This window comes from Geobacillus sp. 47C-IIb, from assembly GCF_014679705.1.
Taxonomy (GTDB): domain Bacteria; phylum Bacillota; class Bacilli; order Bacillales; family Anoxybacillaceae; genus Geobacillus; species Geobacillus thermodenitrificans.
Genome location: NZ_CP061473.1, coordinates 1,323,625 through 1,344,802 on the forward strand (window position 1 = coordinate 1,323,625; position 21,178 = coordinate 1,344,802).

Sequence of the window (21,178 nt, forward strand, 5' to 3'; positions counted from 1 at the left end):
ATTTTTAGTTACGACTCAAGACGTATTTTGGATTCAACTGTGTAAAAAAGACATGGATGATCTTGTTTCTGCGGTTGGCTTTTGTTTTTTGACCGTTAAAATTGCGTGAACAGCCGCGCGGCGAATACATCCGGTTGGGACAATCCGGCAATCGCCACGTAGATAAGCAAAACAAAGGATATAAGAAAAGCAAGATGGAGGATATGTGCAGTTACCGTATGGAGCTTGAAAAAGTGTCAGGCTCATGCTCCTTTTTCACTTGATTAGATGACTCATCGGCAGGAAATAAAAAGTCCTTGAAAGAGCGCCCGCTCCATCAAGTCCCCAAACCATTTCCTAACTATGTTGGTTTAATAGCTTCTTTTCATTGTTTGACTACATGTTCTATCCATTCTAAAGATGTGAATCCAATAGAAAATCAAATTCCGTATGTAATTGAACAAAGTCTTCTTTCTCTTTTTCGGATGTATTCGTACTCCTAAAAACAAGCAAAGCGTTCTAAGACATCCTTTCATTGCTTCATGGATAAAACTAACTAACGATTGTTCCGACGACCCCATGTCTTGATGAAACGTTCCAACTAAAAAGTCAGCTATTCCTCAAAAGCTAATGATGATTCATTGATTCTCCCCTTATATTGATGTTTCTCCTTTATTTAGTTGAATGGCCTGTTGGAATAACCCTACCTTTTTCGTCTTTTTTTAACACAATATTTGCTCAATATTAACTCTGGTTTCGACGGGACATTTATTATGAGAAAAAAGAGTTAACGAAGCGTATGCAATTACAACAGGAAGTGCAACAAAAAGATACATGGGAGCCCCTTGATTAGTTATACAATGCCTTTGGATTTTAGTTATTCGGGCCATCGAATAAAAAATGGAAGGATCTACGAGGTCCTTCCCGAGAATTTTACACTGATGAGAAAAACATAGTCAGATTTGTGATTTTGAACTGAAATAATTGGAAAAAGACAGTTCAAAATAATGTGCTAGTTACATTCTCATTTAGTTAAGTCCATATAATTGTGTAAAAAGGGAAATAGAAAAAGAGCCATGTTGCTTCCCCTTTGGTAGAATAAACAGTGGACCAAAAACACCAAACATAAGGAGGTATGCAACCATGGCTCAATATCATATTACCCTAAATGATGAACTTTTGCACGGGTTATTCACCAGAGATGAGGGATTAGCTAAGCTATTGGAACAAGTCCTCAATCAAATCCTCGAGGCACAAGTAGAAGAACAGCTGGGAGCTCGCCGTTATGAACGAACGGAAGAACGAAAAGGCTATCGAAACGGTTCGTATCCACGCCAGCTGACGACCCGGGTGGGACGGTTGACCTTGCGCGTTCCACGGACAAGAGATGGGGAGTTCTCTACGGAACTGTTCCAACGGTATCAACGGAGCGAACAAGCACTGGTACTGGCACTAATGGAAATGGTGGTAAACGGGGTGTCTACCCGAAAAATCACTCAAATCACGGAGGAATTATGCGGCACTTCGTTTTCCAAGTCCACGGTCTCCTCACTGTGCAAGGGACTGGATCCGATTATCCAAGACTGGAATTATCGTTCCCTTCATGAACACGTGTATCCGTTTGTGCTAGTAGATGCTATTTATACGAAAGTCCGGGAGGATGGACGAGTACGCTCCAGAGCCGTGTTGATCGCTACAGGAGTGAATGAGGAAGGATATCGAGAAATTCTTGGCCTGCAAATCGGAAACAGTGAATCGGAGTCCAGCTGGAGCGAGTTCTTCGGATGGCTGAAAGACCGGGGACTCCGGGGAGTGGACTTGATCATCTCGGATCAGCACGGTGGGCTGGTGCAAGCCATTGAAAAGCATTTCCAAGGCGCTACATGGCAACGATGCCAGACACATTTTATTCGCAATATCCTCGATGCCGCACCAAAGTATATGCAGGATGCCTTGCTCGAGGAGATTCGTGGGATTCTTCATGCTCCAAATAAGCAAACGGCCCGGCTGTTATTGGAACAAGTGCTGGCCAAATGGGAAGAAAAAGCTCCAAAAGCCATGCAAATCCTCGAAGAGGGATTCGAAGACGCCACCGCCGTATTGGACTATCCGGACCGTTATCGTCGGCGTCTGCGCACGACCAACGGAGTGGAACGGCTGAACGAAGAAATTCGCCGCAGAGAACGGGTCATCCGCATCTTTCCGAACCGGGAATCGGTGTATCGCCTCGTTGGTGCCGTGTTGATCGAAATCGATGAAAAATGGATGTCAGGGCGCAAATACTTGGATATGGCTGAATATTGGCAGTGGCGGAAAACGAAAGAGCAAGGAGTCCGATCGGTGAATCAGGAGGCTCCGGCGATCAAGAGAGTGGGATAACCTCTACGCCGTGTCAAGGAGAACGTGGAATACCGGAGCGAAGCGAGGATATGCCGCGAAAGCTCCTTGACACGCCTGTTCCTTGACAACATGATCATTTGTCCGGGAAGGCGACCGGCAGGGAGACTTTCCGGTCTTACCTACCATACGTCAAGTCATCAGGTCCATGTTGTCTATCAAAGGGGAATTTACACAATAATTTGGACTTTACCTTCTCATTTTTAATCTTAGCTTTTGTAAGATGTCTTTTTCAACATAATATACACCTTGACCGTCGGTATGACTTCCATACATCATTTGCCCATTAAAACACCAACAAAAATCCGCCCTCATTCAATGAGAGGGCGGTTCATTCGGGTGGAAATCGACACAAAGGCCCCGACGTCTTTTATGACAAGAAGGCGGTAAACGGTGGGGGAACGATTGCTGTCTTGCATCTACACAGGACCGAAACAAAGGCTGTCTTGGCTCATTCGGTTAGTGGGCGGCTTCTCCCTTTTCCTCCAGTTCGGCCACCGGCACGTCCCGACGCTCATTGAGCCGGCCGTCGCGCAAATGGACAGTTGCCATTTGGTTTTCTTCGTCATACCCGTCAATCCAAACCGATACCCCGTTGTAATACACAGGAATATCGGCAGGTGATGAAACGATTTGTTTTACACGGTTCATGTCCATAACCCACTATCCCCTTTCACTGACGTTTCGTTTCCTAGTATGGAAAAGAACAGGAATGTTTATGCAAAAACCGTCCACACTAAAGAAGGAATCAACCAAAAGAGGGATAGATGATGAAAATGAGGAACTTGCTTGTTTCCTATTGGCGGATGTCAACCGTTCTCCGTCTGTTCGCTATCGCGAGCGCCATTATCGTCTTGTTTGGTGCACTGATGCATGTGATTGAGCCGGAGACATTCCGCACCATCTTTGATGGCATTTGGTGGGCGAGCGTGACGACAACGACGATCGGCTATGGGGATATCGTTCCGAAAACGCTCGCGGGAAAGCTTGCTGCGATAGTGCTTATCGCCCTCGGCACTGGAATCATCGCTGCTTATTTCGCTTCGATATCGGCAGCAGCAGCTTCTCGGGAAACGGCGCATACGAACGGGCAGCTTCCATATACAGAGCGGGGACACGTCATTATTGTCGGTTGGAATGAGCGGGCACGCGAAATGCTGCTTCGCTTCGCTAGACAAGATTCGCTGCCCCGCTTTGTCCTGATCGACGCTACTGTACCGTCCCATCCGCTTCCACACGTTCCTTTTCATTTTATTAAAGGGTCGGCACACGATGATGCGGTGCTCGAAAAGGCCAATATTGGCCATGCTCAGTTTGTGATCATTACCGCCGACCCGCATAAAGCAGAAGAGGACGCCGATACAGATACGATCGTCGCGCTGCTCGCTGCCAAGAGCCTCAACCCGTCGGTGTATGCCATCGTGGAAATATTGACCGCCCGCAATGTCCAAAACGCTTTTCGCGCTGGAGCGGATGAAGTGGTTCAAACGAACTTGCTGGCGAGCACTGCGATGGCGGCCAGCCTTCGCTCACCGGGAGTCGCCGGCGCCATCGAGAGAATGCTCGGTCGATTTGGCGAACAAACCTTGCGCCTTCTCCCCCCCACCGAGCAACAAATCGGCCAGCCGTTCGCCACCGTCCAGCAGCTGCTGCTTGAGCAAAATATCACGCTGCTTGGTGTCATCCGCGGGGACAATGGGAACCTTTCCATTTTGCCGCAGCGCCCGATCGAAGAACATGATCGCCTGTTCGTGTTTGTTCCTTAATCGAGCAGGAGGCGCTCCAGGTCTTGAACGAGCGCTTTGCCGACGGAAATATATTGCTCCGGAACGGTCGCATCCGGGTCTTGCGGTTCGGAAAACTGGTTGAATGCCGCTCCCACATTGCCGACATCAGCAAAATCGTCAATGCCGCGCTGATATTTATGCGCAAGCAAAAACGGACGCCCGAGCTCGACCGTTGTGCCATGTGAATCGAGCTGTCCATCAACTGCTTGAAACGGCACGCGCAAAAATTGGTAACCTACATGGTCAGCGATTTTATAGTCAAAATAGCCATGATCGTAATCCCAGCCGCCGCCAATCACATAACCGAGCGGCTTTAATTTTTGCTCTAAATCATAAAGTTGAAACTGCTTTCCTTCTAACCGTGATGGAATTTCAATCATGCACAACCCCTCCTTTCCTTTTATCGTTTCCCGTTTAGCGGCAATTATTTGCCCATCCCAGACTCTGGCACTTGGCGAAAAATGGACTGATGAGATGCAAACAAAGCCATGCAGAAACGATGGACTGTCTTTCAATGGCAACATGCCGCCGCGGAAGGAATTCATCGTTCACCATTTCTGCCATTCGCCTTCAACGAGCGTCAAAGTCATAAACAAAAAACGCCTCTTCCCCCGACTAAAGGAGAAGAGGCGTTGTTCGTTTCGATTCACTCTGGAAAATGCGGCCGAAACCGGCCGTACATGCCGAGAAAAAGCGGCTTGACCATCCTTTTGTTATTTCAACCGTTTCTCCAGTTCGTCTTTCAGCTCTTCGTAACCCGGTTTGCCTAAGAGGGCGAACATGTTTTTCTTGTACGCCTCAACACCTGGCTGGTCAAACGGGTTCACCCCGAGCAAATAGCCGCTCATAGCGCATGCCTTTTCAAAGAAGTAAACGAGATAGCCAAACGTGTATTCATCAAGCTTCGGCAAAGTGACAACCAAATTCGGCACGCCGCCGTCCGTATGGGCGAGAAGCGTCCCTTCGAACGCTTTCGTGTTGACGAAATCGACCGTTTGGCCGGCTAAATAGTTCAGCCCGTCTAAGTCGCTTTCTTCCGCTTCGATGACCAATTCATGGCGCGGCTCTTCAAGTTTCAGCACCGTTTCAAACAAATCACGGCGACCTTCTTGAATGTATTGGCCGAGCGAATGCAAGTCGGTCGAGAAGTCAGCCGAAGCCGGATAAATGCCTTTTTGGTCTTTCCCTTCGCTTTCGCCGAACAGCTGCTTCCACCATTCAGCGAAATAGTGCAAGGCTGGTTCGTAGTTAACGAGCAACTCGATCGTTTTTCCTTTGTTGTACAAAATGTTGCGAATGGCCGCATATTGGTAAGCTGCGTTTTCTTCGAGCTCCGAGCGGCTGAAGTCTTCGCGCGCCTTCGCTGCCCCTTCCATCATGGCGTCGATGTCAGCGCCGCTGGCAGCGATCGGCAGCAATCCAACCGCCGTCAACACTGAATAGCGACCGCCGATGTCATCCGGAATCACAAACGTTTCGTATCCTTCCTCGTCAGCGAGCGTCCGCAGTGCGCCGCGTGCACGGTCGGTCGTTGCGTAAATGCGGCGGCGTGCTTCTTCTTTGCCGTATTTGTCTTCAAGCAGCTTGCGGAAAATACGGAAAGCGATCGCCGGCTCAGTCGTCGTTCCCGATTTGGAAATGACGTTAATCGAGAAGTCTTTTCCTTCAAGGAAATCAATGACATCTTTCATATACGTCGAGCTGATGTTGTTGCCGACAAAGATGATTTGCGGTGTGGACCGCTTCTCTTTCGGCAAGGCGTTGTAAAACGAATGATGCAGCATCTCAATCGCCGCACGCGCCCCGAGATACGAGCCACCGATACCGATGACAAGAAGGACATCAGAGTCTGATTGAATTTTTTTCGCCGCTTGCTTGATGCGCGCAAATTCTTCTTTGTCATAGTTGACCGGCCAGTCTAACCATCCTAAAAAGTCATTGCCGACTCCAGTTTTTTCATGGAGCGAATGGTGTGCGACTTTCACCGCATCGCGCAAGTATGTAAGTTCGTGTTCACCAAAAAAAGCGAGCGCTTTGGAATAGTCGAAACGAATATGGGTCATTCAATTCTTCCTCCCATTCAATAATCATTGCCTTCTTTCACTTTAGCGGAACGGGCAAGGGAAATCAAGCGATGCTCTCAATTGAAAACGGATTCAATTCCGACAATTTTTTGCCGATCTATACGGCTTTCTTCGGCAGCCAACGTGCGATGGTCGGGGCCGCTACATTTGACATGTGGCTGCCATCAAAAAAAGCCGACCTAGCATTCAAGTCGCCGGCCGGCTTTGAAGGTTTCTTATAAAGACGCACGCAAAATGGCGAGCACATCATCACGATTTAACGTTTTGAAACGGCCAAACTCACCAAACGCCATCGCTTTATCCGCCATCAGCTCGAGATTTTCCTCGCCGATGCCATAATCAGCCAAGCGAGACGGCGCCCCGAGGCTCGACCAAAACGCGCGCAACCGCTCGATGCCCTCAAGCGCCACGTCGCGCTCCGTTTTGCCCGTCGGATCGACGTCAAAGACGCGCACCGCCAGTTGGGCGAAACGGCTGACATTTTCATCAAGCACATGTTTCATCCAATTCGGGAACAAAATGGCCAATCCCCCGGCGTGCGGGATATCGTATACAGCAGAGACCGCATGCTCGATATCATGCGTCGCCCAATCACCGCGCACGCCCATTTGCAAAAAGCCGTTTAAGGCGATCGTGCCCGAGTACATGATCGTCTCGCGCAGCTCGTAGTTCTCTAAGTCGTCAACCAATTTTGGCGCCGCCTCAATGACCGTTTTTAACACTGCCTCGCACATCCGGTCTTGCAGCGGCGTGTTCGGCGTATGATGGAAATATTGCTCAAACACATGGGACATCATATCGACGATGCCGTAAACGGTATGGTCTTTCGGCACCGTCATCGTGTACGTCGGATCCAAAATCGAAAATTGCGGGAATGTCACCGGGCTGCCCCAGCCGTATTTTTCTTTCGTCTCCCAATTGGTGATCACCGATCCGGCGTTCATTTCCGATCCGGTCGCCGCCAGCGTCAGGACCGTCCCAAACGGCAACGCCTCAGTGACAGTCGCTTTTTTCGTAATGAACTCCCACGGATCGCCATCAAATTTCGCGCCGGCTGCAATCGCTTTCGTACAGTCGATCACACTGCCGCCGCCAACGGCAAGCAAAAATTCAATTCCTTCCCGTCTGCAAATGTCTACCCCTTTTTTGACGGTCGAAAGGCGCGGGTTCGGTTCGACGCCTGGCAGTTCAACGACTTCGGCGCCAATGTCCGTCAATAGGCTCATGACTTCATCATATAGTCCGTTTCGTTTAATGCTGCCGCCCCCATAGACAAGCAGCACTTTTTTGCCATATTTCGGCACTTCTTCTTTGAGCTGCTCAATTTGTCCTCTCCCAAAAATGAGTTTGGTCGGATTGCGAAACGTAAAATTTTGCATTATGTATCTTCCTCCTTTTGCTTCTTATTATGGGGACAGACGTCGTTGTTGTAAAGCCGGACGCTTCGACGGCAAATCATGCATATTTTCTGCGGCTATGATTCATCCTATAAGTGACTGAAGGAAATTTTTCAAAGGAGGTATACAGGATGGGAACATGGCAACGCATTGCCTTGTTGTTGACAATCATTGGTGCGATCAATTGGGGACTGATTGGATTTTTTCAATTTGATTTAGTTGCCGCCATTTTCGGTGGACAAGATTCGGCTTGGTCACGCATTATTTACAGCCTTGTCGGTCTCGCCGGCTTGGTCAACTTAGCGTTGTTGTTCAAGCCGGCTGAAGAGCTTGAGCGCACCGAACCAAACCCGACACGCACATGACGGGAGACACTCACCGCCTGGCGGTGGGTGTCTTATTTTTTCGGTAAATCTTCCTTCTTGGATTGCTCAATCCATTCACGCAACTTTTCTTTTAACGGACGAAAGCCAGGTTCAAACGACATTTTCATGCGCGTCTGGCGCTTTTGCTTCTCTCTACCTGGCTCAAGCGCCTTTAAGGACAGGCTCGCTCGCCCTGCCTTATAGTCGACATCGAGCACTTTGACGGTCACTTCGTCACCGACATGGACATAATCGCGCACATTTTTTACAAAGCGGTGCGAAATTTCTGAAATATGAATGAGCCCTTGCATGCCGCCCTCAAGCTGGACGAACGCGCCATATGGCTGGATGCCTGTCACCTTCCCTTTCACAATCGCTCCTCGTTTCATCGTTGGCAAGCAAAACACTCCTATTGGCTAGTTTCATCTACGTTTCTGTATTATAACATAACCGAAAGGGAAAACCCAAAAAAAGATGTCCTGCCCATGGCAGAACATCGTCGATTACAAGCGTTCCAAAAACCGTTTCATCCGCTTAATCGCTTCCTGCAGCTGCTCAAGCGACGAAGCGTACGAACAGCGAATATAGCCTTCTCCGCTTGTACCAAAGACATTGCCAGGGACAACGGCCACTTTTTCTTCCAAAAGCAACCGCTCGGCAAACTGTTCGGACGTCAAGCCGGTATGGCGAATGGATGGAAACGCGTAAAACGCGCCTCCCGGCAAGTGGCACGGCAACCCGATTTCATTGAGCGAGGCGACGAAATAATTGCGTCGCCGCCGGTAGCTGTTGCGCATTTGTTCGACCTCGTGCTCCCCGTTGCGGAGCGCTTCAAGGGCGCCGTATTGCGCCATCGTCGGCGCACACATCATCGCATATTGGTGGATTTTCAACATCGCCTGCAAAAGCTCTTCCGGCGCTGCCGCAAAACCGAGCCGCCAACCGGTCATCGCAAATCCTTTGGAGAAGCCCGAAATCAAAATCGTCCGTTCGCGCATGCCGGGAACAGCAGCCATGCTTGTATGCTCACCTTCATACGTGAGCTCGGCGTAAATTTCGTCGGCAATGACCAGCAAATCATGCTTCTCCGCCAAGCGGGCGAGCGCTTTGAGTTCCGCTGGGCTAAGCACCGTTCCGGTCGGATTGTTCGGCGAACAAATGATCACGGCCTTCGTCCGCTCAGTGATCGCTCGTTCGATGTGCGCCGGCATGAGCTGAAACCCGTCGGCGCCAGACGCATGGACGATCACTGGCGTCCCGCCGGCGAGCACAACAAGCGGTTCATAAGCGACAAAACTCGGTTCCACCACGATCACTTCATCACCTGGATTGACAATCGCCCTTAGCGCCAAATCAATCGCTTGGCTCGCCCCAACCGTCACTAAAATTTCTGTCTCCGGACGGTATTCCACATGAAACTTGCGGCGCAAATAGGCGGCGATTTCTTGGCGCAGCTCGAGCAAACCGGCGTTGGCTGTATAGGACGTATAGCCTTGCTCGAGCGACAAAATGCTTGCCTCGCGGATGCTCCACGATGTGACAAAGTCCGGCTCGCCGACACCGAGGGAAATGACACCGTCAAGGCTCGAAGCGAGATCGAAAAACCGGCGGATGCCGGATGGCTTTAAGCTGGCAACCGTTTCTGACACATACATTTTTTTCGTTTGCGGATTCATGGTGCCACCACGATGCGGCGATCTTGATCTCCTTTGTCGAATATCGTGCCGTCATGTTTATATTTTTTCAAAATGAAATGGGTGGTCGTCGAAATGACGGAATCAAGCGTTGACAGTTTTTCCGAAACAAACTGGGCGACTTCCGCCATCGACCGCCCTTCAATGACGACCGACAAATCATAGGCGCCGGACATTAAATACACCGATTTGACTTCCGGGAAACGGTAAATGCGCTCTGCCACCTCATCAAAGCCGACGCCGCGCTTCGGGGTGACTTTCACATCGATCATCGCCGTCACCCCTTCGTGGCCATCGACCTTCCGCCAATCGACAAGCGTCGTATACTGGACAATCACGTTCGCCTCTTCTAATTTGTGGACGAGCGCCTCTGTTTCTTCCACCGGCAAATCAATCATTTTCGCCAGCACATCGATCGGAGTCCGCGCATCTTTTTCCAATATTTCGATAATTTCCAGTTCTTTATCGCTCAGTTTCACGGAACATCCCTCCCTCTAGAAATGTTGATTTATCAAGGCTTTTCGGCCTCTCAGGGGTGTCCAAAAAATATTTTTCGACAAAATCCCTTACATCCTTTTTCAGTTTTGTGGATATCTTACAGACCTAGGGTGCGCTTCGCGGCCATGGCTGGTTATATTTTCCTGACGTGGGGAGAAGCATATTCGATGCACCCTTTGGATCTCCGCGTCGCTGATGAGGACGAACCCTCCCATGTCTCCGGGCGTCTTCGCGCCAACATTCCCTCGTTCGGTCTCGTCATCAGGCGGAGGCCGGCCAAGCTCCTTTAGGGACTCAAGGTCGAATGGATGAAATCACGCCAGCTTCTCCGGTGTCATCTCGTTGTCCAACGATTCTTCCGTTCGCAGGGGGAGGCCTTAGGCCGCCCGTTGCACTTGGGACAAGACGTCCTGCTTCATTCGCTCCGCGTCAAACGCTTGTTTCTTCGTACAAATCGCAAACAGCACATTCAACAGCTTCCGGCACAAGGCGACGATGGACTGCTTTCCGGTCAGCGGGTTGACGGGGCGGGTTGTGTAATATTCATGCAGCTCGCGAAACGCCTCGTTGTGCCGGATCAGCGGAATCACCGCCCGAAACAGCACCGAGCGCAACCGTTTCCGTCCCCGTTTGGAGATGTGCTTTTGCCCTTTGCGCTGGCCGGAGGAGTTCTCCTTGAGCGTCAGGCCCGCCAACTTCACCAATTGGCGCGGGTCCCGATAATGGGCGAAGCTGCCGATCTCCGCCAGCAGATCGATGATCGTGGCGTCTCCCAACCCGTCGACCGTTTTCAACCATTGGTACTCCATCGTCGTTTGAACCAATGCCTTCAACTCGGCGTCCAGTGCGGCGATCTCCGCCTCCAATTGGCGGTATCGGCGGACGAGCGCGGCGATCTCAAACCGGGCCATCGTCGTCCCTTCCGTCACCCCAATGGAGTCCTTCGCGGCGTTGATCAACGCCTGAATTTTGGCCTTCTGCGGGCATTTCAGCCCTTCGCTTTGCCGGTACACCTCGATGAGCTCCTCGGCGGTCCGACCCGCCATATCAGCCGGAAGCGGCGTCCACTCCAACACCGAAAGCGCCGTTTTCCCCAAGTCACGAAACACGGTCCAAAACTCTGGAAAATACCGATCCGTCCAGCGGACGATCGCGTTTTTCACCGCCGTCTGTTCCTTGCGGAGCTTCTCTTTGAGCGTGCTCCCCACGCGCAAATCGGCTTCAATCTCGTGCAGCAGCCGGGGAACGAGGAATCGTCCGTCTTTTGCCAGTCTGGCAATGACCAGGGCGTCTTTGGCGTCGTGTTTCGTCGGCAGGTTGTCATCAAGTTCTTTCGACCGGCACACATGCGCCGGGTTGACCATGACCAACGGGATCCCGTGCTCCTCGAGGAAGTAGGCCAGGTTCAACCAGTAGTGCCCGGTCGGCTCCACGGCGACGATCGCCTCTGACTTCCCGAACGCTTGCATCGCCCCCTGAATCGCTTTATACAGCTGTTGAAACCCCTCTTTCGACTGGAAGATCGGGAACGACTTGCGAAGCACGCGCCCCCGGTCATCCACGAAGCAGGCGTAGTGGGTTCGTTTCGCGATATCAATACCCACGACAAGCGTTTGTTCGGTGACTTGATCAATTTTATAGTTTTGTGTACAATTCATCTGAAGTCCTCCTTGGTATGGTGAGTGATGTGGTTGACACCCCTGCATCATACCAAGAGGGCTTTTTTTGATCAAGTCCCCGGAAAAGCTCCTAACGGGAATGCTCCCTTTAAACCGTTTCGCTAAACCGACAGCCCGGCTGACCGTCGTCATGCCGGGAATGAACAAGATGCCATCCGTTTCAGCTCGAGCAGCCGATTAGCAAGTTTTAGGCAGTCGCGAAAAGGAATTGTTTTGTCAAACGCGAATTCATATATAGACTGAATGCAAGCAGCGAGCGTGTGGGCATCATCCGTATGATATACGGCCTGAAGCACGTCAATCGCTTCTATCTCGTACGCGTCATTTCCGTAGCCGAACGGATCCCAGGCGCCAATGGTCTCAAGAAGCAGCCGGTTCAATTGTTGTCCGTCCATGCGCCGCCATCCACCTTCTTTCTTGATTGGGATATACCAATTATAAGCCATCGACCTGAAAAAAAGAAGGGAGAAGATACGATGTTTTCATTTGACCAAGTCATCGACCGCCGGGGCACGCAGTCGGTGAAATGGGATGATGTTGAGCGTTTGTTCGGCCATAAAGATGTGTGGCCGATGTGGGTCGCCGACATGGATTTTCCGGCTCCCAAAGCCGTACAAGAAGCGCTGCAAGCGCGAATAGAACACGGAATTTTTGGCTACACCGTCATTCCTGATTCGTTGAAAGAAGCGGTGGGCGAATGGCTCAAACGTCGCCACGAGTGGGAAATCGATCCGGCCTGGCTTGTGTTTGCCCACGGTGTCGTGCCGGCGGTCGCCGCTGCCATTGAGGCGTTTTCAGAGCCTGGAGACCGCGTCGTTGTCTTTTCCCCCGTTTACCGGCCGCTGTTTGATCTCGTCCGCCGCCATGATCGCACGCTCGTGCTTAGCCCCCTTCGCTTGACTGAAGACAATTATGTCATCGACTGGGACGACTTGGAGCGGAAACTGCCCGGAGCAAAATTGCTCATCCTCTGCCACCCGCATAACCCCAGTGGCAAGGTGTGGACAAAAGAAGAACTCGAACGGCTTGGGGAGCTATGTTTCAACCATGGCGTCTTCGTCCTTTCCGACGAAATTCACGCCGATTTGACGTTCCCACCCTATCGGCATATTCCGTTCGCCTCCCTCCATCCGGAGTTGGCGGCGCAAAGCGCCACGTTCCGTGCGCCGACGAAAACGTTCAACCTCGCCGGCTTGCAGGCGGCCGAAGCGATCATTCCCGATGAGTCACGGCGTCGGGCGTTCCGCCGCGTCCAACAGCGGCAAGGGTTTTTCACGCTCAATGCATTTGCCATTGCCGGAGCGGAAGCGGCTTACCGCCATGGCGAGGCATGGCTTGACGCCTTGCTTGCGTATTTGCAGCAAAACATCGACACAACCATCGCCCATCTCGCAGCGGAACTGCCCATTCTTCGCCCCATCCGCCCGCAGGCGACCTATCTCGTCTGGATCGACGGCCGTGGTCTCGGCCTGTCCGAAGCCGAACTCAAAAAACAGCTTCTCGAAAAAGGAAAAATCGCCGTTGAGTTCGGCAGCAAATTCGGGGCGGAAGGGAGCGGCTTCCTCCGTCTGAACGTCGCCTGCCCGCGCTCGACGCTAGAAGAAGGACTGCGTCGGTTGGTTCTCGCGCTGCGCTAGATCATGCCCATCCATCGGCATGAGGTGGGAGTCTTAAACGCCACGTGTCGTTTGTCGCTCCTCAATAAAAAAGGTGTCCCGTTGCTTATGTTGGGACACCTTTTTATGATCTCAAACCGCGATGCCTCCCCCGGAAGTGCAGGAGAGAGCGTTCAAGATGACTTGATTTTCCCGCAGGCGATGCGCTCGTCGGCATCTCCCGCCGGTTGGGTCATGCCGTCGTCTTTCTTGGCATGAATAACGATTGACGTTCCGTCCTTCGTCAACAACGACCCTTTTTCTCCTTCTTTTAACGTCACGTTCGGCGCCGTCAGTTCGACGTTGACCGTGCCGTCCTCTTTGACAATAATGTTTGGCAAATCACCGGCATGCGCGCCTTCTGGGTGGAGAAGTCCGTGCTTTTTCCCGTCAGGGTTGTAATGTCCGCCAGCCGATTGAAAATCGGGCGGCTCGCAACTTCCTTTTTCATGAATATGAATGGCATGCTCTCCTGGCGGAAGCCCTTCTAAGTCAAGCTTCAGCCGGACTCCCTCCGCTTGTTCCGTCAGTTCAATCGTGCCAATCGGATCACTGTCGGCATTGATCATCTCCACCGTCCGACTCATACCGCTCTGTTGGCCGCAGCCAGCTAAAACGAGCGCCACAGCCAAAAGAATCCCATATTTTCCCTGCAACACAAAACTCCCCCCAGCATGGCAGATGTTACCCGCCAGTATTGCCGAAGGGAGCCCATTTTATACATCCGACCTCGGCCCGGACTCGTCCTTGTTGCCATACAGCTCTTGCTCGAGCCGTTCCGCTTCTTTCTCTTGACGACGCGAAATGACAATGATGAGCCGCATCGTGAACACCGCAATGAGCAAAAACACGGTCATTGAAATGACCGCGGGAATATACTCCCTCTTATCTTCCGGAAAGTATAAAAATAGATTCAGCACCCATGGCCACATCGTTAGACAACCTTTCTGACTCAAAATCGTCCATCCTCATTATAGCACAAAAAAGCTGCCACCAATACAGCAGCTATAAAGCGAATTTTTTCCGCAGCTGGGTGAAATCGATCCGCTCCCCAATCGTCGGCGGCTTTGTCTTCGCCAAATATTTTTTATCGTTTTCAATGAGCCGGAAAATCGTATACGCGGTAAATGCGTCATCGAGCGCACAATGGGCTTTTCCAATCCCTTCGTTTCCGTACTCTTGCACAGCCTTGCGCAACGCCGTTTGATTTTTGTTGCCGAAAAAGCGTTTATACTCCATGGCCAAATCGCGGTGCTCTCCGGTAAATGGAAATTCCACTCGCGCCGACTGGCAGTTTTCCCGGAGCACTTTCATATCCATGTTTCCCCACGTTACAACCGTCGTCGGGCGCTCGCGGTCATATTGCCGAAGCAAGGAAACGAGCTCATAAAAACTCATTCCGCTGTCAATTTGCTCTTGGGTGATATTGAGAAACGACTTGCACCGGTCGGTGAGTTGCGGAAAACGGAGCGGTTTCACATAAGAGGAAAATTGGCTCACGATTTGCTCGTCAACGACCGCTACAAGGCCAACTTCAATAATTTCCGGAGAAAACCCGTTCGGGGTCGTTTTTGTTTCCGGCATCGTAAATTCAAAATCGAGAAACAAATATTGCGGGACGTCCATCATCGCTTCCCTCCTTTCCGCACAGCCACAGTCCGTCTTACTATTATTATATCACGGGAAAGCGATTGTTTATTTCTTTTTTCAGAAAATGGCGAAAAAGAGGCGGATGTCGGAAAAAACTTGACTGCTTTAAGAGAAAGAAGGACATCCCGCTATTTTGATTTTGTCTCCTCACTTTGCACGTTTTGCTAGTTTTTCTCTCTGTTTTGCCAAATCATCACGAACCGTCCCTTCCCATGGCCGAACCCCGGAGTAGTATGCGGCACGGCTAATCAAATGAGCCGACACCGGGGATGTTAAAAAAATAAAGACAATGGCCAGCAACAAACGGGAATTGAAATGGTGGTGCTTCAACCAAAAGTAAAATAACGTCCCCGTTAAGATGAAGATCATTCCAAGGGTAGTGCTTTTGCCAATGGCATGGCTTCTCATATAAACGTCGGGAAGGCGGAGGGCGCCGATGGCGGAGATCAACGTTAATAGCGCACCAGCCATGACGAGCAATACGATCAACCCATCAATGATTTCCGTCACGTTCAATCACCACCCCTTTTTGCAAAAACTTGGCAAACGCCGCCGTGCCAAGAAACGCCAAAATTCCGATCAACAAAATAATTTCTAAAAACACACTCGTCTCTAACACGATTGAAAGCACCGCCACAATGCCTGCAAGACAAATCCCGATCGCATCAAGCGCAATAACCCGATCCGCCACGGTCGGTCCCTTGACGACCCGATAGAGGAAACAAACAATGGCGAGCGACAAAAGAGCGAGCGCGATATAGAACATCACGGTCATCGACTCACCTCCAAAATCGTTTTTTCAAACGATGTCTTGATTTGCCGGATGACTTCGTCCACATCCGGCGCATCAATCGCATGAATATAAATCTCTTTCTTGTCATCAGAGACGTCGACTACAAACGTCCCGGGCGTCAATGTAATCAAGCTGGATAACAATGTAATTTCCCAGTCTTTTTTCACTTCAAGCGGAAAGGCGAAAATGCAAGGCTTTATGTTCAACGACGGAGAAAGGACAATTTTTAAAACCGCCCAGTTGGCCAACAACAATTCTTTGATGAAAATGAGCGCCAACTTCCCGATCACAAACAACGGTACGACATAAAACCGCGTCGAGAAATATCTTCGCAGCGCAAAAATGATGCCTAAACCAAGGAGATATCCAATGACAAACGATGACCCGCTAAATGAATCAGCAAGAAACATCCAAACGAACGCCAATAGAACGTTGAGCAGCAATTGCTGTGCCATTTGCCTCTACTCCTTCAGAACGGACTCAATATACAGCGACGGATCTGCCAACGTCGCCGCCGCTTGGGCGATGTATGGACGAACAAATTCGGCCCCGATCCCGTATAAAACGGCCAAGGCAAGAAGCGCGACAATCGGCACATACAGCGGGGCGACTCGTTTTTGCTCATATCCGCGCGCTTCTCCCCAACAAGATTGAATAAAAATTTTCATGACCGAATAAAGCACGAGTAAACTGGACAATAACACAATCAGTGCGAACAGAAGCTGTCCTTTTTCAAACGCCGCCCGAATAATCAGCGCTTTTCCGATAAACCCGCTAAACGGAGGAATGCCGCTAAGCGCAAGAGCGGTAAGGAATACGGCCCAGCCAAGCAACGGATACGAACCAAGCAGCCCGCTAAACCGTCCGAGTTGATTCGTTCCTGCGACATACGCGATCGCACCGACAATAAAAAAGAGCGCAGTTTTCATCACCATGTCTTGCAGCAAGTAAAAGATCGTGCCTTCCATACTTTCTTTTGTCATTAAAGAAATGCCAAACGCCATCACACCGATAGCCGCGACAATGTTATAAATGGCAATTTGCCGCATATCGCGGTAAGCCACCGCACCAATGACGCCAAGCACAATGGTCGCCATCGCCAACCACGCTAAGATGGTATGAGTATAACCGATATCTTGGCGGAAAATCAGCGAAAAAGTACGCAAAATCGAATACACACCGACTTTCGTCAACAAGCCGCCGAACAACGCAAGCACGGCCGATGGCGGAGCAGAATAGGCTCCTGGCATCCAAACATAAAACGGAAACAACGCCCCTTTTAACCCAAATACAATGAGAAAAAGCAAACAAATGACCGTCAACACGGCTGTGTTTTCCGCTCCAGAAATCCGTACGGCTAAGTGCGCCATATTCAATGTGCCGGTCACAGCGTACAAATAGCCGACGGCGATGACAAACAACGCGGAAGAAAACACATTGATGATCATGTATTTCATCGTTTCCTGGAGCTGGATTTTGGTGCCGCCGTGAACGAGCAGTGCATACGATGACATGAGCATCACTTCATAAAACACGAATAAGTTAAAAATATCCCCTGTACTAAACGCCCCGTTCACTCCGACAATGAGGAACTGAAAAAAAACATAGTAGTACATGGACGCCTGCTTCGAGTCAATCGTGTAAAAGGAATACAATAGACCAGCAAGCGCGATCACGCTCGTCGTCAACACTAACAGCGCCGAAAGCATGTCGGAGACGAGCGTAATCCCAAACGGCGCCGGCCAGTTTCCGACGTCGAGCTTTTGCACCCCTTCATGATCGACAAGGCGCACAAGCCAAGCGCCCGCAGCGATGAGCGCCCCCGCTGAAACGAGGGAAATCACCTTTTGCGCCTTCAACGATTTCACACAAAAAATCAAGATAACCGCCGTCGTCAATGGAATGGCAATCGGAAAAATTACTGCATTAGTCATGGTCTTCCTTTCCCCTCATTTGTTCAATGTTGTCCGTTCCAATCTCCTGATAAGAACGATACGCCAAAACGAGCAAAAAAGCCGTGACACCAAAGCTAATGACAATCGCCGTCAAAATAAGCGCCTGCGGAACGGGGTCGACATATTGTTCCGCCTGCACACCAAGCAACGGCGGTGCTCCTTTTTTCAATCCTCCCATCGTCAATAAAAGCAAATGCGCTCCGTGGCTTAACAATCCTGTGCCGATAATGATCCGAAGCAAACTTTTGCTCAACATTAAGTACGTGGCACCGGCAAACAAACAGCCGATGACGATAATCATGACGACTTCCATTTATTCTTCCTCTCCTATCGTTTCGATAATCGTCATGGTGACCCCGACAACGACGAAATAGACTCCTAAGTCAAACAAGACGGCCGTATGGAGCGAAACATCTCCAAGCAACGGCAGCATGACATGGCCGTGAGCATGCGTTAAAAATGGGACATCGAATACAAGGCCGCCAAGCCCCGTTCCTAAGGCAAACAGCAGTCCGATGCCAATGAGCGTCCGATAAGAAATAGGGATCATCGATCGGACCGTTTTGATGTCAAACGCCAACAGCAACAAAATGATGGCACCGGCGGTAACGAGGCCGGCGATGAATCCGCCGCCCGGATAATAGTGGCCGGCGAAAAAAAGCTGAATCCCGAACAAAATGATGATAAACGTGACAACGGCCGTCACCGTCCGCAAAATGAGTTCATTCATACTTGCCGTTCTCCCCTTTCGGAGCTTTCAGCTTCACTAAGGCGTAAATGCCGAGCGCCGCGATCGCCAGCACACAAATTTCAAATAGCGTATCAAATCCGCGGAAGTCGACTAAGATCACGTTAACAATATTTTTTCCAGCCGCTTTTTCATACGCGTTTTCGATATGGTATTGGGCAATCGACGCAAAGTTTTTCTCGCTGTACGCCAACAGGGCGATCACGCTGACCAATGCGCCGACGCCAAGCGAAATGAGGGCGTTCCCAAGACGGAAACGGACGCCTTTCTCATGGCGGCTAAGCTTCGGCAAGTGATAGAAACAAAGCAAAAACAGAGCGACGGAAATCGTTTCAATGACAAGTTGGGTTAATGCCAAGTCAGGCGCCCGGAAGAGCACAAAGAAAAGCGAGACCGTATAGCCGACCGAACCTAAAGCGATAATGGCGACAAGGCGTGATTTGGCCACTAAAGTCGTCACCGTTCCGACCAAAGCTGCCAACACCAACATCAGTTCATGGACGCCCACGTCCGCTAAATGGCTTAACGAAAACTCCCCATCCACTTTCAGAACGATCGTCACAATAAGCAACGCGAGCATCGCGGACAAAATATACAAGAAATACGTCCGAACATACCCGGTCATGTAACGGCTTGTCAAGGAATGAGACCGCTCTTCCATCTGCCGCACAACCGTGTCATATAAGTGATTCAATGAAAGGCGCTGCGAAAACGCACCGTACACGCGCTTCCATGAATCAAACGTCCGATACAGCAACACGCCAAGGACAATCACTCCGATGGTCATCCATACTTCGATCGTCCATCCGTGCCAATGGCTAATGTGCACAGAAAGCCCTTCCTGGCGGAACACACCGTTGACAATGGCATCGGCCGCCGGAGCAATCACCGCATTGGACAACACATTCGGAAACAGTCCGAAGCCAATGACAAGGACAGCCAAAACGACCGGCGCCACAAGCATCCCCACCGGAGCTTCATGCGGCTGTTTCGGCCATTCGGAAGGCTTCGGGGCGCCAAGAAACGTTTTCCCAACAAAAAGAAGACTATATAAAAAGGTAAACACGCTTCCTACCCAAGCGAGCACCGGAAATAAGATCCCCCAGACATCAAGCGAAAACCAATGGGCGTTCGCCACTTGCACCATCGCAGCAAAAAACATTTCTTTGCTTAAAAATCCGTTAAACGGAGGAACACCCGCCATCGACAACGAACCAATGACCGCAATTGTAAATGTGATGGGCATGAAGCTAAGCAAGCCGCCAAGACGCCGGATATCTCGCGTCCCGGTCTCATGATCGACAATGCCGGCAGTCATAAACAAACTTCCTTTGAACGTCGCATGGTTGATCAAGTGAAACACCGCTGCAACCACGGCTGCCATATACAAGCGGCGATCACTCGGATCACCATGAAAGGCCAGCGCCCCAGCGCCGAGCAACGACATAATCAACCCGAGCTGGCTCACCGTCGAATAGGCGAGCAACCCTTTCAAGTCTGTCTGGCGGGCGGCATGAAATGACGCCCAACAAAGCGTCGCCATTCCAATGCCCATCACAAGCCAAACCCATAGCGAAGAAACAGCAAAAATCGGGGTGAAACGAGCCACTAAATAAATGCCGGCTTTCACCATCGTCGCCGAATGTAAATACGCACTGACTGGGGTGGGCGCTTCCATCGCGTCCGGAAGCCAAATGTAAAATGGAAACTGCGCGGATTTGGTGAACGCGCCAAGCAAAATCAAGAGCATCGCTGGCAAGAATAACGGATGTTGCGGCCACGCATCCGCCATATCGATCCAGTCACGAATGCTGTACGACCCTCCGCTCATGACCGAAAGCAATAAAAATCCACCAAGCAGAGACAGCCCGCCAAGCACGGTGATGAGCATGGATTTTTGGGCCCCGTATCGGGAACGTTCACGCTCATTCCAGTAGCCAATCAGCAAAAAGGATGAAAACGATGTCAATTCCCAAAACAGATAGAGCGCCATGGCGTTGTCTGAAAGAACGACGCCAAGCATCGCTCCCATAAACAAAAGCAAATACACGTAAAAGTGACCAAGTTTTTCCTTTTCCTTTGGCAAATAATAAATCGAATACAACACGACAAGAGAGCCGATCCCTGTGATTAACAGCGAAAAGAGCAAGCCTAACCCATCCATATAGACTTGAAAATCCATTCCGAGAGACGGAATCCAAGGGATCGTTTGTCCGTAGGGTTCAAGAGGGAGATGTTGAATAAAATACACAAACAATAAGACCGGAAGAGGGAGCACAAACCATCCAGTGTGAATCGAACGCACATATTTATACAAAAACGGAATGAATAAAGCGAAAATCAGTGGTGAAACAATTGCCAAGTTTAACATAAACCATCCTCCTTCCCTAACTAACCAACTGTCATGTTTCCTTTTCCCCCTCGCATCGCCCCGCTTATCCTACTTCGTATTGTATCATAAACTCCCGCCTCTGTCGGCACAACGGTCTGCTGGAAA

24 protein-coding genes are annotated in these 21,178 nt (G+C 50.5%); 5 read left to right on the forward strand and 19 right to left on the reverse strand.

What is annotated here, in order from left to right; genetic code table 11:
- Nucleotides 1–1,122: 1,122 nt before the first annotated feature.
- Nucleotides 1,123–2,358 (forward strand): IS256 family transposase, encoded by a 1,236-nt coding sequence (locus IC804_RS06775; RefSeq protein ID WP_031406929.1) that lies wholly within the window; start codon nucleotides 1,123–1,125, stop codon nucleotides 2,356–2,358.
- A 477-nt stretch (nucleotides 2,359–2,835) separates the two neighbouring features.
- Here IC804_RS06775 and IC804_RS06780 read toward each other — a convergent pair whose 3' ends face one another.
- Nucleotides 2,836–3,033, reverse strand: a complete 198-nt coding sequence (locus IC804_RS06780) for an H-type small acid-soluble spore protein (RefSeq protein WP_008881789.1) — start codon at nucleotides 3,031–3,033, stop codon at nucleotides 2,836–2,838.
- Nucleotides 3,034–3,146: 113 nt separating this feature from the next.
- On the opposite strand from IC804_RS06780, the gene IC804_RS06785 reads away from it, so the two are divergent.
- The gene (locus tag IC804_RS06785) at nucleotides 3,147–4,142 is read left to right on the forward strand and encodes a potassium channel family protein (RefSeq protein WP_081157606.1); all 996 of its coding nucleotides are present in this window, start codon (nucleotides 3,147–3,149) and stop codon (nucleotides 4,140–4,142) included.
- Here IC804_RS06785 and IC804_RS06790 read toward each other — a convergent pair.
- Together IC804_RS06790 and IC804_RS06795 are read right to left on the reverse strand one after the other, a co-directional pair.
- The gene (locus IC804_RS06790) at nucleotides 4,139–4,543 is read right to left on the reverse strand and encodes a YugN-like family protein (RefSeq protein ID WP_011888104.1); all 405 of its coding nucleotides are present in this window, start codon (nucleotides 4,541–4,543) and stop codon (nucleotides 4,139–4,141) included. The two genes, IC804_RS06785 and IC804_RS06790, sit on opposite strands and share 4 nt — an antisense overlap.
- Before the next feature lie 333 nt (nucleotides 4,544–4,876).
- Complete coding sequence (locus tag IC804_RS06795) at nucleotides 4,877–6,226, reverse strand: glucose-6-phosphate isomerase (RefSeq protein WP_008881792.1); 1,350 nt, start codon at nucleotides 6,224–6,226, stop codon at nucleotides 4,877–4,879.
- 71 nt (nucleotides 6,227–6,297) lie between these two features.
- Between IC804_RS06795 and IC804_RS06800 the strand changes: the two genes are divergently transcribed.
- Nucleotides 6,298–6,468: a hypothetical protein gene (locus IC804_RS06800; RefSeq protein WP_008881793.1), complete on the forward strand. Its 171-nt coding sequence runs from the start codon at nucleotides 6,298–6,300 to the stop codon at nucleotides 6,466–6,468.
- Here the strand turns inward: IC804_RS06800 and IC804_RS06805 are convergent.
- Nucleotides 6,463–7,626: an iron-containing alcohol dehydrogenase gene (locus IC804_RS06805; protein ID WP_008881794.1), complete on the reverse strand. Its 1,164-nt coding sequence runs from the start codon at nucleotides 7,624–7,626 to the stop codon at nucleotides 6,463–6,465. The genes IC804_RS06800 and IC804_RS06805 overlap by 6 nt on opposite strands.
- Before the next feature lie 149 nt (nucleotides 7,627–7,775).
- Between IC804_RS06805 and IC804_RS06810 the strand changes: the two genes are divergently transcribed.
- A complete protein-coding gene (locus tag IC804_RS06810; RefSeq protein ID WP_008881795.1) occupies nucleotides 7,776–8,009 on the forward strand; it encodes a DUF378 domain-containing protein in 234 nt (77 codons plus the stop codon).
- A 32-nt stretch (nucleotides 8,010–8,041) separates the two neighbouring features.
- Here IC804_RS06810 and yugI read toward each other — a convergent pair whose 3' ends face one another.
- From yugI to IC804_RS06835, 5 genes are all read right to left on the reverse strand, one after another.
- A complete protein-coding gene (yugI, locus tag IC804_RS06815) occupies nucleotides 8,042–8,407 on the reverse strand; it encodes a S1 domain-containing post-transcriptional regulator GSP13 (protein ID WP_008881796.1) in 366 nt (121 codons plus the stop codon).
- A 105-nt stretch (nucleotides 8,408–8,512) separates the two neighbouring features.
- Nucleotides 8,513–9,685: an aminotransferase gene (locus IC804_RS06820; protein WP_008881797.1), complete on the reverse strand. Its 1,173-nt coding sequence runs from the start codon at nucleotides 9,683–9,685 to the stop codon at nucleotides 8,513–8,515.
- Nucleotides 9,682–10,182, reverse strand: a complete 501-nt coding sequence (locus IC804_RS06825; protein ID WP_008881798.1) for an Lrp/AsnC family transcriptional regulator — start codon at nucleotides 10,180–10,182, stop codon at nucleotides 9,682–9,684. The genes IC804_RS06820 and IC804_RS06825 overlap by 4 nt, the downstream gene beginning before the upstream one ends.
- A gap of 396 nt (nucleotides 10,183–10,578) precedes the next feature.
- On the reverse strand, nucleotides 10,579–11,859 hold the full coding sequence (locus IC804_RS06830) for an IS110 family RNA-guided transposase (protein ID WP_108437783.1): 1,281 nt from the start codon (nucleotides 11,857–11,859) through the stop codon (nucleotides 10,579–10,581).
- A 149-nt stretch (nucleotides 11,860–12,008) separates the two neighbouring features.
- The gene (locus tag IC804_RS06835; RefSeq protein WP_223812907.1) at nucleotides 12,009–12,326 is read right to left on the reverse strand and encodes a DUF1871 family protein; all 318 of its coding nucleotides are present in this window, start codon (nucleotides 12,324–12,326) and stop codon (nucleotides 12,009–12,011) included.
- 30 nt (nucleotides 12,327–12,356) lie between these two features.
- Here IC804_RS06835 and IC804_RS06840 point away from each other — a divergent pair, with 30 nt between their 5' ends.
- Nucleotides 12,357–13,517 (forward strand): MalY/PatB family protein, encoded by a 1,161-nt coding sequence (locus tag IC804_RS06840; RefSeq protein ID WP_081157349.1) that lies wholly within the window; start codon nucleotides 12,357–12,359, stop codon nucleotides 13,515–13,517.
- A gap of 152 nt (nucleotides 13,518–13,669) precedes the next feature.
- On the opposite strand, the gene IC804_RS06845 is transcribed toward IC804_RS06840, so the two are convergent.
- The 10 genes from IC804_RS06845 to IC804_RS06890 all read right to left on the reverse strand — a co-directional run bounded on the left by IC804_RS06845 (nucleotide 13,670) and on the right by IC804_RS06890 (nucleotide 21,052).
- Nucleotides 13,670–14,122 (reverse strand): superoxide dismutase family protein, encoded by a 453-nt coding sequence (locus tag IC804_RS06845; RefSeq protein ID WP_369802848.1) that lies wholly within the window; start codon nucleotides 14,120–14,122, stop codon nucleotides 13,670–13,672.
- A gap of 129 nt (nucleotides 14,123–14,251) precedes the next feature.
- Nucleotides 14,252–14,467 (reverse strand): hypothetical protein, encoded by a 216-nt coding sequence (locus IC804_RS06850; protein WP_008881802.1) that lies wholly within the window; start codon nucleotides 14,465–14,467, stop codon nucleotides 14,252–14,254.
- A 73-nt stretch (nucleotides 14,468–14,540) separates the two neighbouring features.
- A complete protein-coding gene (kapD, locus tag IC804_RS06855) occupies nucleotides 14,541–15,161 on the reverse strand; it encodes a 3'-5' exonuclease KapD (protein WP_171355403.1) in 621 nt (206 codons plus the stop codon).
- Nucleotides 15,162–15,332: 171 nt separating this feature from the next.
- The gene (mnhG, locus tag IC804_RS06860; RefSeq protein ID WP_049756697.1) at nucleotides 15,333–15,656 is read right to left on the reverse strand and encodes a monovalent cation/H(+) antiporter subunit G; all 324 of its coding nucleotides are present in this window, start codon (nucleotides 15,654–15,656) and stop codon (nucleotides 15,333–15,335) included.
- Nucleotides 15,657–15,678: 22 nt separating this feature from the next.
- Entirely contained in the window at nucleotides 15,679–15,960 is a 282-nt protein-coding gene (locus IC804_RS06865) for a Na(+)/H(+) antiporter subunit F1 (protein WP_008881805.1), read from the reverse strand.
- The gene (locus IC804_RS06870; RefSeq protein ID WP_008881806.1) at nucleotides 15,957–16,433 is read right to left on the reverse strand and encodes a Na+/H+ antiporter subunit E; all 477 of its coding nucleotides are present in this window, start codon (nucleotides 16,431–16,433) and stop codon (nucleotides 15,957–15,959) included. Before IC804_RS06870 ends, IC804_RS06865 begins: the two co-directional genes overlap by 4 nt.
- A gap of 6 nt (nucleotides 16,434–16,439) precedes the next feature.
- A complete protein-coding gene (locus IC804_RS06875) occupies nucleotides 16,440–17,912 on the reverse strand; it encodes a Na+/H+ antiporter subunit D (protein WP_008881807.1) in 1,473 nt (490 codons plus the stop codon).
- Nucleotides 17,905–18,246, reverse strand: a complete 342-nt coding sequence (locus tag IC804_RS06880; RefSeq protein ID WP_008881808.1) for a Na(+)/H(+) antiporter subunit C — start codon at nucleotides 18,244–18,246, stop codon at nucleotides 17,905–17,907. Before IC804_RS06880 ends, IC804_RS06875 begins: the two co-directional genes overlap by 8 nt.
- Nucleotides 18,247–18,663: a Na(+)/H(+) antiporter subunit B gene (locus IC804_RS06885; RefSeq protein WP_008881809.1), complete on the reverse strand. Its 417-nt coding sequence runs from the start codon at nucleotides 18,661–18,663 to the stop codon at nucleotides 18,247–18,249.
- Entirely contained in the window at nucleotides 18,656–21,052 is a 2,397-nt protein-coding gene (locus tag IC804_RS06890) for a Na+/H+ antiporter subunit A (protein ID WP_008881810.1), read from the reverse strand. The genes IC804_RS06885 and IC804_RS06890 overlap by 8 nt, the downstream gene beginning before the upstream one ends.
- Between the last annotated feature and the right edge of the window lie 126 nt (nucleotides 21,053–21,178).